This window comes from Streptosporangium sp. NPDC049248 (assembly GCF_040678965.1).
GTDB classification, from domain to species: domain Bacteria; phylum Actinomycetota; class Actinomycetes; order Streptosporangiales; family Streptosporangiaceae; genus Streptosporangium; species Streptosporangium fukuiense.
The window spans coordinates 59,354-73,008 of record NZ_JBFAQY010000028.1; the positions used below are offsets into that span (position 1 = coordinate 59,354).

Genomic DNA, 13,655 nt, shown 5'->3' on the forward strand with positions numbered 1-13,655 from the left:
CGGTTCACACTGCGGGCATGGACGGACATGCCTTCGAGCCCGCCACGCCCTTGGTGCAGTCGAGCGAACTGCTGGGCTTCCCTCCCGACGCCCGGGTGCTCATCGTCAACTGCGACGACTTCGGGATGTACGACGCGATCAACGCCGCGGTGATCGACTCGATCGAGCAGGGGATCGCCGGTTCGTGCAGCCTGATGGCACCCTGTCCATCGGCGCCGCACGCCATGCGTCTGCTTCGCGGGCGGCCGGAGATCCCGTTCGGGATCCACCTCACGCTGGTCTGCGACACGGCCCACTACCGGTGGGGCCCGCTGACCGCGAAGGAGAGAGTGCCCTCGCTGCTCGACGACGCGGGCGAACTGTTCACATCCACACCCGCGGGGCGTTCCGAGTTCCTCGCCCAGGCCCGTCTCGACGAGGTAGAGCTTGAGTTCCGCGCACAGATCAACGCGGTGGCCGACGCCGGGCTCACACCAACGCATCTGGACTTCCACTGCCTGGCCGACGGCGGACGCGACGACATCCTCGACCTGACCGTGGCGCTGGCCGCGGAGTACGGCCTGGCGGTGCGGGTCTGGCTCGAACCCGGACGTCGGAAGATGCGACAGCGGGGCCTGCCGGTCACCGACAACGAGTTCCTGGACAGCTTCTCCCTCAGCATCGAGGGTAAGTCGGCCCGATACGCCCAGCTGCTACGCGAACTGCCGACCGGGCTCAGCGAATGGGCGGTGCATCCCAGCGTCGGCCGCGAGGAGTCGCAGGCGATCGACGGCGGCTGGCGCGTACGCCGAACCGACTACGAGTTCCTGACCTCGCCGGAGGCTCACGAACTCCTCCAGCGGGAAGGCATCACCGTGATCGACTACCGGGGCGTCCAACGGGCATGGTCCAGCGCCCCCGGCAGATCGGCAGGGCGCCTGCCGCTGGACAGCCGGCCGTCGTAGGCACTCAGATGCTCGTTGGCTTGGGAGCCACGCCGTGACCGGCGAAGCGGTCCGGGTGGCCTCCGGGCGTCACCGCGTGAATTATCCCTCGCGGAGGCCGCCGACCCGTTGGCCAGGCCATGGGCTCGGTTCAAAGAGTCGCGGTCACGGGACGGCGGCCGCCGAGGTGGGCGGGAACGGCGCTGAGCGCCGCCACCGCCAGCACGGTCGCCAGCACCAGGCCGATCAGCTGCCAGGGCGCCGGAAGCGTGGCCTTGCCGCTGTCGCCGCCGGTGATCGCGTTGATGGCGGCGAACAGCGCCCAGCCCCCCGGGAAGACACCCAGGACGGCGCCGACGAGCGCGGGCAGCACCTGCGCGGCCGCCAGGGCGACGGTCATTTCCCGCGGGGTCGCGCCGAGGGCGCGTGCCAGTGCCGACGTGTGCCGGTTGTCGAGCACCGTCGCCCAGGTGATGACGATGGCGTTGACCGCCGCCAGGGAGAGCAGGATGACCGTCCAGACGAGGAGCACGTGCCGCAGCACCGCCACCTGAGCCTCGGTGTACGCGCCGGTGCCCGGCTGGTCGCCGAGGAAGGCGTCGAGCACCATCAGGACGTAGATCCCGCTGACCGTGACCGCGATGCCGGCCACACCCAGCGCCACCCGGCGCGGCCGGCGGGCGGCGACTCGCAGGGCGAGCAGCAGCGGGACCGGCAGTCGTGCCGAGAGAGCGATCAGCCAACCGGTACGGCGGGGTGGGCGTGCCGCGTCGGCCAGCGCGCCGACGGTGCTGGAGCGGGCCGCGCGCACGGCCGGAACAGCGGTCGCCACCACCGCGACGCCGAGTGCCACGGCGGTCACCAGACCGATCGTGGACCAGGTCAACGACGCCGTCCCCGCGCTGCCGACGAGGCCGGCACTGGACCCGGTGAGCAACGGAGCGGTCAGCGCTCCGATCGTCAGCCCGGCCGCGGCCGCGACGACGGCCACCAGGAGATACTCCGCGAGCAGCACGGCGGCGACCAGGCTCGGGGTGCCGCCGACCGCCTTGAGGAGTCCGACGCGTCGGGTCTGGTCGGCCATCCGGCCGCCGACCAGCACCGAGAGACTGGCCACGGCGAGCAGGCCGAGCAGCCAGGCGCCGATCAGCAGCAGGATCTGGGAGTCCCGGGCCAGGTCGGTGGCGTCGGCGAGGATGCTCTCCCAGGTCTGCATCGACACGGCGCCGCCGGTCCGGTCGACGAATGCCTGGGCTTCGTCCGGGTCGGCCAGCTTCATGTTCATCACGTAGGACAGGGAGCTTCGGTCCGAGGCGAGGCTCCGCACATCCGCCTGGGTGAGCCAGACCAGCCCGGGATTGTGCAGCAACCCCGCCGGCAGGTCCCGGTCGTCGGGGATGGCGCCGTTGACGCAGCCGGCGGAGACGACGCAGGACGCCCCGGGATAGGGCGGCATGGCGGCGGTGACCGCGACACCGACGACCTCGAACGACCTACCGCCCAGGGTGACCGAGTCACCGACGCCCACGTCGAGCGAGTCGGCGAAGGCGGCCTCGAACACCACGCCGCCGTCGCTGACCCAGCCGCCTCGCGTCACCTCGGGCTGATCGACCGCCGCGACAGTGGCGTCGCGCCCTTCGACCTGCACGTCCGACGTCCGGCCGGAGGCCTCGAGCCTCCCCGCGATGACGGGGTACGGTCCGCTGTGCTCGGTGACGCCGGAGGCGGTGGCCAGTTTCCCGAGGCCGGCGAGGTCGGCGGCCTGGCCGACGTGAGCGACCACATCGGGCCCCTTGGTCGCCGCCCGGGTGCTCTCGTACGGGTCGCCGGCCGCGTCGCGCAGGACGAGCCCGAGCGTCAGCGTCGTGGTGGCGGCCAGGATGGCGATCAGCAGAAGCACGGCCTCGGTGCGGCGCCGCAGGAGGTCTCGCAGGGCGAGACGGATCACCAGGAGGATGCGGCCCATTGCGGTCAGTCCTCCAGTCCGACGAGCGCGCCGAGCCGCCCGGTGGTGCCGCCGGTCAGCCGGGCCTCCTCCACGAGCGCGCCGTCGCGCATCGAGAACATCCGGTCCGCGGTGGCCGCGATCCGCGCGTCGTGGGTGACGATGACCAGCGTCTGCCCGGACTCGTGCAGGTCCTCGAAGAGCTGGAGGACGTCCAGGGTGGCGGCGCTGTCCAGGTTTCCGGTCGGTTCGTCGGCGAGGACGACCAGCGGCTCGTTGCTCAGCGCCCGGGCGACCGCGACCCGCTGCCGCTGGCCGCCGGAGAGCGCGGAGGGCAGGAAGCGCGCCCGGCCGGCGAGCCCGAGCTGATCCAGCAACTCCTCCGCGCGCCGCCGGGCGGCCCGTGGCGAGCGTCCGGCGAGCAGCGCCGACAACTCGACGTTCTCGACGGCGGTGAGCTCCTCCATCAGGTGGAAGGACTGGAAGACGTAGCCGACGTCGGTCCGACGCATCCTGGCCAGGGCCTTCTCGCTGATGTTGTCGATGCGCCGACCGTTCAGCGACACCTCGCCGCCCGAGGGCCGGTCCAGCCCGCCGAGCAGGTGCAGCAGCGTGGACTTACCGCAGCCGCTGGGACCCATGATCGCCACCGTCTCTCCCACGCCGACGTCGAGATCGACCCCGTCCACGGCGCGTACCAATCCTTCGCCTCTGCCGTGCTCTTTCCGCAACCCGCGGACGCTCAGCACGGGCGTGTCGGCGGCGTCGCTCACGATGCACTCCTTCGCTAAGTCCGGTCCTTCTCACATGCCTCAAGCCGGAACGCCCCGATGACGGCGGCGCGCCGGGCGTCCTCGACATGTGCGCTCACCGGACGAGTTCTACGCGGCGGCCGGTCACGGCACGGTCCGCGCCGCTGTGACCGGGCTGTGACGGGCGTGCGGTTAGCCTCGGACCGGGACAGCCGACGTTCAGGTGGAGGTGTGGCGATGCGGGTGCTCGTGGTCGAAGACCAACCTGAGCTGGCGAACTCGGTGGCCCGGGTACTGCGGCGGGAGGGGATGGCCGTCGACGTCGCCTACGACGGCGGGTCGGCGCTGGATCGGGCCACGGTGGTCGAGTACGACGTCGTCGTCCTGGACCGGGACCTTCCCGTGATGCACGGTGACGACGTGTGCCGGGCCCTGATCAACCGCGGAACGTTGACCCGGGTGCTCATGCTGACCGCCTCTGGCACGCTGGCCGAGCGGGTGGAGGGGCTGAGTCTGGGAGCCGACGACTACCTGCCCAAGCCGTTCGCCTATGCCGAACTGGTGGCCCGGATCCGGGCGGTGAGCCGGCGCTCCCGGCCCGCCACGCCACCTGTCCTGGTCCACGGCGACCTGCGGCTGGACCCGGCACAGCGGACCGCCACCCGGGCCGGGGGCCGCCTGCCGTTGAGCCCGAAGGAGTTCGCCGTGCTGGAGTACCTGCTGAGCTGCGGCAGCCGGGTGGTGTCGGCCGAGGAACTGCTCGACCGGGTCTGGGACGAGGCCGCCGATCCGTTCACCACCACGGTGAAAGCCACGATGAACCGGCTGCGTGCCAAGCTCGGCGACCCACCGGTCATCGAGACCGTCCCCCGAGCCGGCTACCGGATCTGACGTGCGGCCCGGTCGGCACCGTCTCCGACTCCGACTGACGCTGCTGTACTGCCTGGTTTCGGTGGTCTCCAGCGCCGTTCTGCTGGTCATCATGTACGCCCTGGCCAGGAACCTGAGCCCGGGCCTGGTGCGGCCGCTGGGCGGGCCGTCCGCACTGCCGTTGCCATACCCGGGCCCGCCCGGGGCCGAAGGCCGGACCACACCACACGTCTACGATCTCTCCGCGGAGATGCTGGTCCTGCCCGGCATCGCGCTGGCGATCATGGCGGTGTTCTCGCTGCTGCTCGGCTGGCTGATCGCCGGCCGCGTGCTGCGTCCGGTGCTGACCATGACCGAACGCCTGCACCGGATCTCCGAACGCAACGTGCACGAGCGGCTGTCCCTGCCTGGCCGTCGCAACGAGCTGAAAGACCTCGCGGACACGGTGGACGGGCTGCTCGGCCGGTTGGAGACCGCTCTCGACACGAACAAACGGTTCGTCGCCAACGCCGCGCACGAACTGCGGACGCCGTTGACGGTCGAACGCGCGCTGCTGGAGGAGCCGCTGATCGACCCCGAGGCCAGCCTGGAGTCGTTCCGGGCCAACTTCGAGCGGCTGCTGGCCATCACCGACCAGCGGGGACGGTTGCTGGAGTCGCTGCTCACCCTGTCGGGCAGCGAGAACGCCCACAGCCGGGACGAGCCGGTGGACCTCACCGGCCTGATCGAGAGGACACTCCAGGACCGGGCACCAGATGTGAAACGACGCGGCCTGCGGGTGCGGAGTGTGCTCCGGCCGGTACGGATACCGGGTGACCAGGTGCTGCTCGCCCGTCTGCTGGCCAACCTCTACGACAACGCGATCCATTACAACGTGCCCGGCGGCACCGTCGAGATCGGCGTACGCCACGAGGCCGGGCGGGTCGTCCTGTCCGTGGCGAACACCGGCCAGGTCATCCCACCCGACCAGGTCGACCGGCTGTTCGAGCCGTTCCAGCGGCTGCGTCGTATCGCCGACGACGGCCATCACGGTCTAGGGCTGTCGATCGTGCGCGCGATCGCGCGAGCCCACAGGGCGGATCTCACCGCCGTCGCCCGCCCCGACGGTGGCCTCGCCGTCGACATCGCGTTCCCCACGGTCACACCGGACCCGTGAAGCCGGCCACCTCGGCCGACCTGTCTCCAAGCGAGGAACCGGCCGCCGCTGGGCGACACGCGGCGAACAAAACCACACTCGAGCCTCTTCGGCCGCATTGAGCCGCAGGTGCCTACCTCCACAGCCTGTTGGCCGCGCCCGCCCTCATCCGGCACCGCCGGACGAGGATCTCAGGCTTCTCCCGTACGGATGCCCGCGAGGAAGTCGTTCCAGGTCGCCGGGGAGAAGGTGAGCATGGGACCCGACGGGTCCTTGCTGTCGCGGACGGCGACGACACCCGGCAGGTTGGTGGCCACCTCGACGCAGCCGTTGCCGCCGTCGCTAAGGGTGGATTTGCGCCACGCGGGAGTAGGTGTCAGATCTGGCATCTTGGCATCCTCCGTACGTTCAGGTTGTGGCGGCAATGGCATGGAGAAAGACGAGGGAATCATCAGGATTAAGTGCCATCGCGCATAGCTGGTCGAAAACCAGGTTATATCGGTACACCTCGGCATCTGCCTCGATGTAGATGCTACTCGCCAGCGTCTCGATATAAACGATGTCCGGATGGATGCCGGGGAAGTCCAAGATTGAAAAGGGGCCAACAACGGCGGGATGCGCCCCGGCATCATGTGACAGGACCTGAATTGTCACGTGTGGTTTCTGGGCCTGGGCAAGCAAGTGGGAGCATTGCTTAGTCATCACGCCGGGATCGCCCATTATGCGGCGGAGTGCGGCCTCGTCGATGATCGAATGGATGTTCAGGGGCTCGGGCTTGCTCAACGTGGCCTGGCGAGTCATCCGCACTTCGACGCGCCGATTGATCTCCTCGGCCGGTTCCTGGGACATCATCGTCGCCTCGATGACAGCGCGTGCGTAGTCCTCGGTCTGGAGCAGCCCGTGCACGAGCTGCATGCTGTAACACCTGATCACGGCAGCGTCGGACTCCAGGCCGATGTAGCCCGCATAGTCGGACGGCAGGTCGTCGTAGACGTCCCACCATCCGTGCTCGCGGACTGACGCCTGCAAGGTGATCAGACTCTGGCGAGCCTCCTCTGCCACCCCGTAAGCGTCCAGCAGAGTGATCAGGTCGGCAGCCTTTACCCGGGAGGTGCAGTGCTCGATACGGCTGATCTTGGATGACTGCCACCCGACTCGTCGCGCCGCCTGCTCTCCGGTGAATCCTTTGAGCTCACGAAGCCGACGCAACTCTGACGCCAGTCGGCGCTGCCGTACTGTCGGACCTGAGCCAGCCACCATGATCCAGTCTTCCATGAAAAATAGAAGTTTCTGAAATTCTCTGGAAATCCTAGCGCTCCGCCGCCACCTGGAGAGATGATGCCTGCGACATAAGAATCACGTGATGACTGGAGGGTGACTGATGCTCCCTGTCACTTCATCCTTCCGGGTTATGTGCGTTATGTCGCCATTCGCTCTGAGGGCGTACGTACGTTCCCTTGCCGGGGATGGTACGGATCAGGAAGTCGTCTTTCAGGAGGCGCAAGACCTTCTGGATCGTGGTCCTGGCGACGCCGAACTCCTGTTCCAACTGGGTAAGGCTGGGGATGACGGATCTTTCCCGATATTCGCCACTTACTATGCGCGTACGAAGGGCGCTGTAAAGCTGCTCCCAGATCGTGCGATCTTCGTCCCACTCCATGATTCGTACCGTAGAGGGCTGCACTTTGCCCTACTTAACCCGCTCAGGCTCTACCCTGCTCCACTGTGGTGCACCAGGGTAGAGCCTGGTGGAGCACTCATTCATGTCCAGCAACACGAGACCCGCCCGGCGCTGCCACGACCGGATGGGTCCTTGACCAGGAAGGTCCTCCTGAACCGTGACCAACCCTAGTGCTCCGGTTCTCGACCGACAGGCGGCCAGCGGTTGCGGCTGTTTCGTCGACGAGCCACCGATGCCGATGGGGTGTGCCATCTGCGGGCACGCGCCCTACACGCACGGCTGCCCAGACGGGTCCGCCGATCATGAGTACGCGCAGCCCTCCGGCGCTCTGATGGCCACGCGCCTGGAGGCCCGGCGTACCGGGGACCGCTCCTTGCCCTGCTTCGAGTTGCCCGCTCTCACAGCTCCGGCCGAAGTGATCCCGCCGGTACCCGCTCAGCGGTCTGCCGAGCCCGCCGTACCGGTGTCGCCACCCCGGCGGGTGCCCTGCCGTCGTCGCCCGGTGCCCCCGGCCAGGTCCGCCCACACCAGACCGCCCCGACCCGGGAGCAGGTATCGCTGCATGCCCCGTCTCGGGCGAACGACCGCCTGCGCTCTGCGTCGAGTGGCGGTCACCCCGTCTCCGTACCGGCCACCCAGCCCGTACGGCACACCCCTCCATGTCCTGCCCTGCCCCATGAAGTGGGCCCGTCCTCCGCTACCAACGTCCGGACGGGCCCTTGATCGGATGGAGGTCCAATCAATGGACGATGTTAGATCCAGCACACCCGAACCGGCCATCCCCGGCTGGCGACTGATCCTCAGCGACGCCGGACGGCTGTGGGCCAGCCGGGAGCAACCCTTCCCCCTGGCCGCCTTCCACGCCGGGGCCGAACGGACCGTCGACGCCGACAGCCTCGACGCCCTGCGCGCCGAGACCGACCGGCAGGAGAGCATCGCGCGAGAGGCCGTCGAGCAGCGGGAGGCCGTCGCGCAGAAGGCACAGGAGCAGGCCGGGCAGGTGATCTCGTGATCCGGCGACGACCGGCCCGTACCCGCGGACGCCACCGCGACGGCCTGGCCGCCCCTCCCATGCCGCACTACACCTGGGACCACGAGGCCCGTGCCGAGGCCGCCATGCTGGAGATCACCTGGCCCGGCTGGGCCGTGCTGTACGGCACCGGCAGCCGTCTCTTCCACGCCATCGCCACCTGGCCCACCCCGGAGCCCCTACTCCTCTGCGACCGCACCGTCGAGGGGCTCAAGGCGCAGATGCGCGAAGCCGAGACGACCGCGCTCCTGCACCGCTGGGCACTCACCTCCACCTCGGCCACTACCGGCCACTTCTGAGCATGAGCAGGCGCGGCGGTCCCCTTCCCGGGCCTGGGCCGCCGTGCCGTTGTCAACGCACCGCGCGGGCGGGCGTGCTCATCCGGCCCGCCCGCGCCCGCCAGGCAGGAGCACCCGATGACCGACGACGGAATCACCTCGCGGGGACGCCGATCGTGATGGAGAGCCGTCCGCCCGCCTGGGCGGAGGCCAGTTCGGTCGCCTGGGCCGAGGTGGTGGCCAGCACGACGAGGGCGCCCCGCTCGGACTTCTCGCCCGGGGTGGCCAGGACCGTGACGTCCTCGGCCACGATCGTCGCGTGAGCGGGGGTGGTGCCGTCCCACGTCGAGGTGGCGGCGGCGAGCACGTCCACCACGTCACCCGGCGAGAGCAGGCGCGCGGTCTCGGGGTCCGCGACGCGGACCGGGGTGGCGACCGTTCCGGGGCCGTGGGCGGACAGCAGGCCGGGGCCGAGCAGGCGGACGTCGGTCAGCGGCTCCCCGCGTCGTACGGGACCGGCCAGGATCTTTCCGGCGAACGGCGTGCCGGGTCTCAGCGCGCCGTCGGGGACCGTGCCGGGCCTCAGGGCCGCCGGTGTCAGGTCGGTCCCGTTCAGCACGCCGCCGGAGAGATCCCTGGCGGCGGTCAGGACGATCACCGAGGCGGTGTCCGGGCGTAGGGCCAGCAGGGCGCATCCCATCGCCAGGGCGGCGACGAGGGCGGCGAGCAGGCGGTGACGGCGGCCGAGAAGGCGGCGCAGGGCGCGCATGGCTGACTCCATGGATGGGAGCCGGGCGGCGCGGTGCCCGTGACGGGATGCCCGCGGGGTGGCGGGACAGGGACGACTCCCGCTGGGTGGCGGGCCGGCGATCCCACGGAATCGGTGATCGCCTGGTGATGTCTCAGGGGAAAGGGCTCAGTCAGGGAGGTCGAAGGGGAGATCGAGGCCGTCGAGGGCGGTGGGGCAGGGGCAGGTGCGCTCTTCGGGGAGGGCGGCGACGACGTCGATGATCAGGGAGCGCATCCGGGTGACGTTGGTGGCGAAGAAGGCGAGGACCTCCTCGTGGGTGACCCCCTCACCCGCCTCGACCCCGGCGTCGTGGTCGGTGACCAGGGAGATCGAGGTGTAGCAGAGGGCCAGCTCGCGGGCGAGGATGGCCTCGGGGAAGCCGGTCATGCCGACGATCGACCAGCCGTTGCCGCTGAACCAGCGGGACTCCGCGCGGGTCGAGAAGCGCGGGCCCTGGATGACCACCAGGGTGCCGCCGTCGGACACCTCCCACTCCGAGGAGCGCGCGCCGGCGACCGCCGCCGCCCGGCCCGAGGGGCAGTAGGGGTCGGCGAAGGCGACATGGACGACGCCGCCCTCGTCGTAGTAGGTCTGTACGCGGCCGGCGGTGCGGTCGATGAGCTGGTCGGGGACGACCAGGGCGCCGGGGCCGATCTCCGGGCGCAGCGACCCGACCGCGCTGGGGGCGAGCACCTGGCGCACGCCGAGGGAACGCAGCGCCCACAGGTTCGCCCGGTAGGGGATGAGGTGCGGCGGGAAGCGGTGGTCGCGGCCGTGGCGGGGCAGGAACGCGACCGAGCGCGACCCGATGTGGCCGACGGTGACGACGTCGCTCGGCGGCCCGTACGGTGTGGTGATCTCGATCTCTGTGGCGTCGTCGAGCAGTGAGTAGAAGCCCGAGCCGCCGATGACTCCGATGTCCGCGCGAGTAACCATGGCGCCGAGATTAGCGCCACGACCGGACCCCTGAGGAGTCCGGGGCGCAGCCTGTGGACAACCCGGCTTCCATGGCGGCCGGTTGGGGAAGCCCGTCAGGAAGGGGCGCTATGAGGCGGGGGACGGTTCGAGATCGGATGGGAGAAGCGCGCCGATCCAGACGTCTCTCCAGGTGCCGTGGTTCATCATCGCCGCGCGCAGCACGCCCTCGAAGACGAAGCCGGCCTTCTCCGCGACGATGCGCGAACCCTCGTTGCCGGCCTCGGCGCGCCACTCCAGGCGGTGCACGCCCAGTGTGGTGAAGGCCCAGCGGGCTATGGCGAGTACCCCCTCGGTCGCGTAACCGTGGCCCCGATGCTCCCGCGTCGTCCAGTAGCCGATCTCCCAGGTGCCGGTGTGATTGTGCACGTTGACCGAGGCCAGCAGGGGGCCGCCGGAGCGGGGTTCCACGGCGAAGTGGAACATGGTCTGCTTCTGCTGGCCCTCCGGTACCAGCTGCCGCAGGAAGTACTCGGCGTGCTGACGTTCGTACGGTGCGGGGATCCCGGTCCAGCGCTGTATGTCGGGGTCCTGGCAGGCGAGGAAGACGGCTTCGGCGTCGCTGGGTTCGAGGGGGCGCAGCAAGAGGCGCTGCGTGGTCAGGGTGACAGGCTCCATTGCGTGATTGTCGGACTTGTCGTCGGAAAGTCGCCATGGGTTTTCCGGTATGACCCCGGCACGGTCCTGTCCTCTGGATCGGCATCCGCGGCGCGGCGGCGCCAGACGATCGTCTCCACCGTGCCGCCCACCATCGTCAGTGACCTGGGCGGGGTGAAGCAGCTCTCCTGGGTGGTCACCGCCTACATGCCGGCGTCGACGGTCTCGACGCCGCTCTGGGGAAAGCTCGGCGAAGGGGCTGTTCCAGGGCGCGATCGTCATCTGACAAGACCCGCCTGATTCCCCTGGATTGACGCATGCCGATATCGGCATATGATGGCGGCCATGGCACGAGCAGCGACGACGTCGGACGTCTTCAACGCGATCGCCGAGCCGCAGCGCCGGGAGATCCTGATAGTGCTGCGGGCGGGTGAGCGGCCGGTGACCGAGTTGGCCCAGGAGCTGGGGATGACCCAGCCGCAGGCGTCCAAACACCTGCGGGTGCTCCGGGAGGTCGGGCTGGTGCGGGACCGCAAGGCAGGCAAACAGCGCCTGTACGGCCTGGACGCCCGCGGGCTGCGACCGGTCCACGAGTGGACCGGCGGGTTCGAGCGGTTCTGGAACGAGAGCTTCGACCGGCTGGACGCCTACGTGCAGGACCTCAAGCAGGCAAGACAGGAAGGAAGTAACCGATGAGCGAGGCGGGACAAGGAGCGCCGGCGCAGTCCGCGACGGCCGACCGCGAGATTGTGATCTCCCGGGTCATCGACGCCCCACGGGAGCTGGTGTTCGAGGCGTTCACCGAGGTGCGGCACCTGTCGCGGTGGTGGGGGCCGGAGGGGTTCACCACCACCACGCGGTCCTTCGAGTTCCACGTCGGCGGGGAGTGGGACTTCGTGATGCATGGGCCGGACGGGACGGACTACCGGGAGTGGATCACCTGGACCGAGATCGTCCCGCCGGAGGGGATCGCGCTGCTGCACGGCGAATACCGCGGCGACCCGAACGCCTTCGAGTCGGTCCTCGCGTTCGCGCCCGACGGGGCGGCGACCCGGATCGAGATGCGCACGGTGTTCCCCACCAAGGAGCTGCGCGACGAAGCGGTCGAGAAATACCACGCGATCGAGGGCGGCCGGCAGACCCTGAGCAACCTGGCTGCCTACGTCACCGAGATAGTTCGGAAGGGAGCTGAGGGCTGATGGCCGGGAAGGTTTTCTTCAGCGTGTCGATGTCGCTGGACGGTTTCATCGCACCCGAGTCCCTCGGGGATTTGATGGGGCGGCAGTGGATGGAACTGCAGCGGTGGATATTCCCGCTGCGGTTCTTCCGGGAGAACCTGAAGCTCGGCGGGGGCGGCGAGGAAGGGCGCGACAACGACATCGTGCGGGAGACGTTCGAGCGCACCGGCGCGAGCGTGATGGGCAAGCGCATGTTCGACGCCGGCGAGCAGGCGTGGCCGGAGGAGGCGCCGTTCCACACGCCGGTGTTCGTCGTGACGCACGAGAAGCGTGACCCCTGGGAGCGGCCGGGTGGGACCACCTTCCACTTCGTCAACGACGGCATCGAGACCGCGCTCGACCAGGCCCGCGAGGCCGCCGGCGACCGCGATGTCCGCATCTCGGGCGGCGGCGCGACGATCCTGGAGTACGTGAACGCCGGCCTGATCGACGAGTTCTCGATCGCGCTCTCACCCGTGCTGTTCGGCTCCGGAATCCGCCTGTTCGAGGGCGTGGACGCGGGCCGCGTGGCCCTGGAGCAGGTCCGCGCGGAGCCGACGCAGCGGGTGACCCACCTGACCTACGCAGTCCGGGAGCGGTGACTGTCTCGACCTCAGCGCTCCCCGCCGAGGTCGGCAGCGCGGTGAGATCCTCGACGTGATGTACTCCGGCTTTCGCGGAGTCGCTTTGGTTGACTTACATGCCTCCGCCCCCTTGGAGAGGTCGGCATGTCGAAGAGATATCCCCTGAGTTTCGTCGTAAGGTCCTGGACCTGTTGAAGGCCGGTCGAACCGTCCGCCAAGTGGCCTTCGATCTACAGATCAGCGACCAGACGATCTACAACTGGCGCGAGCAGGAGCTGATCGACACCGGTCAGAAACCTGGCCTGACTTCGTCGGATCACACCGAGCTGGTCGCGGCTCGGCGCCGGATCGCTGAGTTGGAGACCGAGCCGGCCGTGACCAGGCGCGCCGCCGAGCTGTTGAGAGAGGCGGTGCCCCCCAAAGACGGTTCGAGGCCATCGCGGTAACGGCTGCCGAAGGACTCCCTATCCAGGTCTGCTGCCGCATCTCAAGCGTCTCGGAGTCGGGCTTTTATGCCTGGCGAGACCGGCCGCCCTCAGCTCGAACGCTCCGGCATGCCTGGCTGACCGACGAAATCCGGAAAGTGCACGCCGCATCCAACGGCGTCTACGGCGGCCTGCGGGTGCACGCCGAGCTCACCATGGGGCGAGGCATCGCGGTCGGGCACGGAGCGGTGGCCATGCTGATGCGCCGGGCCGGCATCAAAGGACTCCCTCGAACTCGGGATACATCACTTTGGGCCGCAGCGTGTTCCTCGGGGTCGAGTCGGGGTTCAGCGCCACCGACGCAAGGTCGCTCATGGCGCGGCGGCTTTCCCGCATGGCGTCGACCTGCTTCCACAAGATGGCGTCGACGACGTCCGGGGCGACCATATTGCT

19 protein-coding genes are annotated in these 13,655 nt (G+C 69.4%); 10 read left to right on the forward strand and 9 right to left on the reverse strand.

Annotated elements, in window-relative coordinates:
- The first annotated feature begins 17 nt into the window (after positions 1–17).
- Positions 18–944, forward strand: coding sequence for a polysaccharide deacetylase family protein (locus tag AB0K21_RS35415; protein ID WP_364156108.1), 927 nt, complete (start codon positions 18–20; stop codon positions 942–944).
- A gap of 130 nt (positions 945–1,074) precedes the next feature.
- On the opposite strand, the gene AB0K21_RS35420 is transcribed toward AB0K21_RS35415, so the two are convergent.
- Positions 1,075–2,889 (reverse strand): FtsX-like permease family protein, encoded by a 1,815-nt coding sequence (locus tag AB0K21_RS35420; protein WP_364156111.1) that lies wholly within the window; start codon positions 2,887–2,889, stop codon positions 1,075–1,077.
- Positions 2,890–2,894: 5 nt separating this feature from the next.
- Complete coding sequence (locus tag AB0K21_RS35425; protein WP_364156114.1) at positions 2,895–3,641, reverse strand: ABC transporter ATP-binding protein; 747 nt, start codon at positions 3,639–3,641, stop codon at positions 2,895–2,897.
- A 216-nt stretch (positions 3,642–3,857) separates the two neighbouring features.
- On the opposite strand from AB0K21_RS35425, the gene AB0K21_RS35430 reads away from it, so the two are divergent.
- Both AB0K21_RS35430 and AB0K21_RS35435 read left to right on the forward strand, forming a co-directional pair.
- Positions 3,858–4,511 carry a response regulator transcription factor gene (locus tag AB0K21_RS35430; RefSeq protein ID WP_364156117.1) on the forward strand — a complete coding sequence of 218 codons (654 nt, stop codon included), beginning with the start codon at positions 3,858–3,860 and terminating at the stop codon, positions 4,509–4,511.
- A gap of 61 nt (positions 4,512–4,572) precedes the next feature.
- Positions 4,573–5,646, forward strand: a complete 1,074-nt coding sequence (locus AB0K21_RS35435) for an ATP-binding protein (RefSeq protein WP_364156120.1) — start codon at positions 4,573–4,575, stop codon at positions 5,644–5,646.
- A 170-nt stretch (positions 5,647–5,816) separates the two neighbouring features.
- On the opposite strand, the gene AB0K21_RS35440 is transcribed toward AB0K21_RS35435, so the two are convergent.
- The 3 genes from AB0K21_RS35440 to AB0K21_RS35450 all read right to left on the reverse strand — a co-directional run bounded on the left by AB0K21_RS35440 (position 5,817) and on the right by AB0K21_RS35450 (position 7,285).
- Entirely contained in the window at positions 5,817–6,014 is a 198-nt protein-coding gene (locus AB0K21_RS35440; protein ID WP_364156123.1) for a DUF397 domain-containing protein, read from the reverse strand.
- Between the two features lie 19 nt (positions 6,015–6,033).
- Entirely contained in the window at positions 6,034–6,900 is an 867-nt protein-coding gene (locus tag AB0K21_RS35445) for a helix-turn-helix transcriptional regulator (protein WP_364156126.1), read from the reverse strand.
- A 121-nt stretch (positions 6,901–7,021) separates the two neighbouring features.
- Positions 7,022–7,285 carry a winged helix-turn-helix domain-containing protein gene (locus AB0K21_RS35450; protein WP_364156129.1) on the reverse strand — a complete coding sequence of 88 codons (264 nt, stop codon included), beginning with the start codon at positions 7,283–7,285 and terminating at the stop codon, positions 7,022–7,024.
- 763 nt (positions 7,286–8,048) lie between these two features.
- On the opposite strand from AB0K21_RS35450, the gene AB0K21_RS35455 reads away from it, so the two are divergent.
- Positions 8,049–8,318, forward strand: a complete 270-nt coding sequence (locus tag AB0K21_RS35455) for a hypothetical protein (RefSeq protein WP_364156132.1) — start codon at positions 8,049–8,051, stop codon at positions 8,316–8,318.
- Positions 8,315–8,635, forward strand: a complete 321-nt coding sequence (locus tag AB0K21_RS35460; RefSeq protein WP_364156135.1) for a hypothetical protein — start codon at positions 8,315–8,317, stop codon at positions 8,633–8,635. Before AB0K21_RS35455 ends, AB0K21_RS35460 begins: the two co-directional genes overlap by 4 nt.
- 133 nt (positions 8,636–8,768) lie before the next feature.
- On the opposite strand, the gene AB0K21_RS35465 is transcribed toward AB0K21_RS35460, so the two are convergent.
- The 3 genes from AB0K21_RS35465 to AB0K21_RS35475 form a co-directional block, all read right to left on the reverse strand.
- Positions 8,769–9,383, reverse strand: coding sequence for an RcpC/CpaB family pilus assembly protein (locus AB0K21_RS35465; protein ID WP_364156138.1), 615 nt, complete (start codon positions 9,381–9,383; stop codon positions 8,769–8,771).
- A 147-nt stretch (positions 9,384–9,530) separates the two neighbouring features.
- Positions 9,531–10,340 (reverse strand): S-methyl-5'-thioadenosine phosphorylase, encoded by an 810-nt coding sequence (locus tag AB0K21_RS35470; RefSeq protein ID WP_364156141.1) that lies wholly within the window; start codon positions 10,338–10,340, stop codon positions 9,531–9,533.
- A gap of 108 nt (positions 10,341–10,448) precedes the next feature.
- Complete coding sequence (locus AB0K21_RS35475) at positions 10,449–10,997, reverse strand: GNAT family N-acetyltransferase (protein ID WP_364156144.1); 549 nt, start codon at positions 10,995–10,997, stop codon at positions 10,449–10,451.
- A 3-nt stretch (positions 10,998–11,000) separates the two neighbouring features.
- Here AB0K21_RS35475 and AB0K21_RS35480 point away from each other — a divergent pair, with 3 nt between their 5' ends.
- The 5 genes from AB0K21_RS35480 to AB0K21_RS35500 all read left to right on the forward strand — a co-directional run bounded on the left by AB0K21_RS35480 (position 11,001) and on the right by AB0K21_RS35500 (position 13,223).
- Positions 11,001–11,276 (forward strand): hypothetical protein, encoded by a 276-nt coding sequence (locus tag AB0K21_RS35480; RefSeq protein WP_364156204.1) that lies wholly within the window; start codon positions 11,001–11,003, stop codon positions 11,274–11,276.
- A 45-nt stretch (positions 11,277–11,321) separates the two neighbouring features.
- Entirely contained in the window at positions 11,322–11,672 is a 351-nt protein-coding gene (locus AB0K21_RS35485; RefSeq protein WP_343964715.1) for a metalloregulator ArsR/SmtB family transcription factor, read from the forward strand.
- Positions 11,669–12,175, forward strand: coding sequence for an SRPBCC family protein (locus tag AB0K21_RS35490; protein ID WP_364156147.1), 507 nt, complete (start codon positions 11,669–11,671; stop codon positions 12,173–12,175). Before AB0K21_RS35485 ends, AB0K21_RS35490 begins: the two co-directional genes overlap by 4 nt.
- The gene (locus tag AB0K21_RS35495; RefSeq protein WP_343964711.1) at positions 12,175–12,795 is read left to right on the forward strand and encodes a dihydrofolate reductase family protein; all 621 of its coding nucleotides are present in this window, start codon (positions 12,175–12,177) and stop codon (positions 12,793–12,795) included. The genes AB0K21_RS35490 and AB0K21_RS35495 overlap by 1 nt, the downstream gene beginning before the upstream one ends.
- Before the next feature lie 98 nt (positions 12,796–12,893).
- Positions 12,894–13,223 (forward strand): transposase, encoded by a 330-nt coding sequence (locus AB0K21_RS35500; RefSeq protein ID WP_343964709.1) that lies wholly within the window; start codon positions 12,894–12,896, stop codon positions 13,221–13,223.
- A gap of 255 nt (positions 13,224–13,478) precedes the next feature.
- Here AB0K21_RS35500 and AB0K21_RS35505 read toward each other — a convergent pair whose 3' ends face one another.
- A complete protein-coding gene (locus tag AB0K21_RS35505) occupies positions 13,479–13,649 on the reverse strand; it encodes a hypothetical protein (protein WP_364156207.1) in 171 nt (56 codons plus the stop codon).
- Positions 13,650–13,655 lie beyond the last annotated feature (6 nt).

Bases quoted from the DNA above. Each gene is read 5' to 3' on its own strand.
- AB0K21_RS35430 (WP_364156117.1), top strand. From the start codon at position 3,858: ATGCGGGTGCTCGTGGTCGAAGACCAACCTGAGCTGGCGAACTCGGTG.
- AB0K21_RS35415 (WP_364156108.1), top strand. From the start codon at position 18: ATGGACGGACATGCCTTCGAGCCCGCCACGCCCTTGGTGCAGTCGAGC.
- AB0K21_RS35440 (WP_364156123.1), bottom strand. From the start codon at position 6,014: ATGCCAGATCTGACACCTACTCCCGCGTGGCGCAAATCCACCCTTAGC.
- AB0K21_RS35475 (WP_364156144.1), bottom strand. From the start codon at position 10,997: ATGGAGCCTGTCACCCTGACCACGCAGCGCCTCTTGCTGCGCCCCCTC.
- AB0K21_RS35495 (WP_343964711.1), top strand. From the start codon at position 12,175: ATGGCCGGGAAGGTTTTCTTCAGCGTGTCGATGTCGCTGGACGGTTTC.
- AB0K21_RS35450 (WP_364156129.1), bottom strand. From the start codon at position 7,285: ATGGAGTGGGACGAAGATCGCACGATCTGGGAGCAGCTTTACAGCGCC.
- AB0K21_RS35470 (WP_364156141.1), bottom strand. From the start codon at position 10,340: ATGGTTACTCGCGCGGACATCGGAGTCATCGGCGGCTCGGGCTTCTAC.
- AB0K21_RS35490 (WP_364156147.1), top strand. From the start codon at position 11,669: ATGAGCGAGGCGGGACAAGGAGCGCCGGCGCAGTCCGCGACGGCCGAC.
- AB0K21_RS35445 (WP_364156126.1), bottom strand. From the start codon at position 6,900: ATGGAAGACTGGATCATGGTGGCTGGCTCAGGTCCGACAGTACGGCAG.
- AB0K21_RS35465 (WP_364156138.1), bottom strand. From the start codon at position 9,383: ATGCGCGCCCTGCGCCGCCTTCTCGGCCGCCGTCACCGCCTGCTCGCC.
- AB0K21_RS35500 (WP_343964709.1), top strand. From the start codon at position 12,894: ATGCCTCCGCCCCCTTGGAGAGGTCGGCATGTCGAAGAGATATCCCCT.
- AB0K21_RS35420 (WP_364156111.1), bottom strand. From the start codon at position 2,889: ATGGGCCGCATCCTCCTGGTGATCCGTCTCGCCCTGCGAGACCTCCTG.
- AB0K21_RS35485 (WP_343964715.1), top strand. From the start codon at position 11,322: ATGGCACGAGCAGCGACGACGTCGGACGTCTTCAACGCGATCGCCGAG.
- AB0K21_RS35505 (WP_364156207.1), bottom strand. From the start codon at position 13,649: ATGGTCGCCCCGGACGTCGTCGACGCCATCTTGTGGAAGCAGGTCGAC.
- AB0K21_RS35455 (WP_364156132.1), top strand. From the start codon at position 8,049: ATGGACGATGTTAGATCCAGCACACCCGAACCGGCCATCCCCGGCTGG.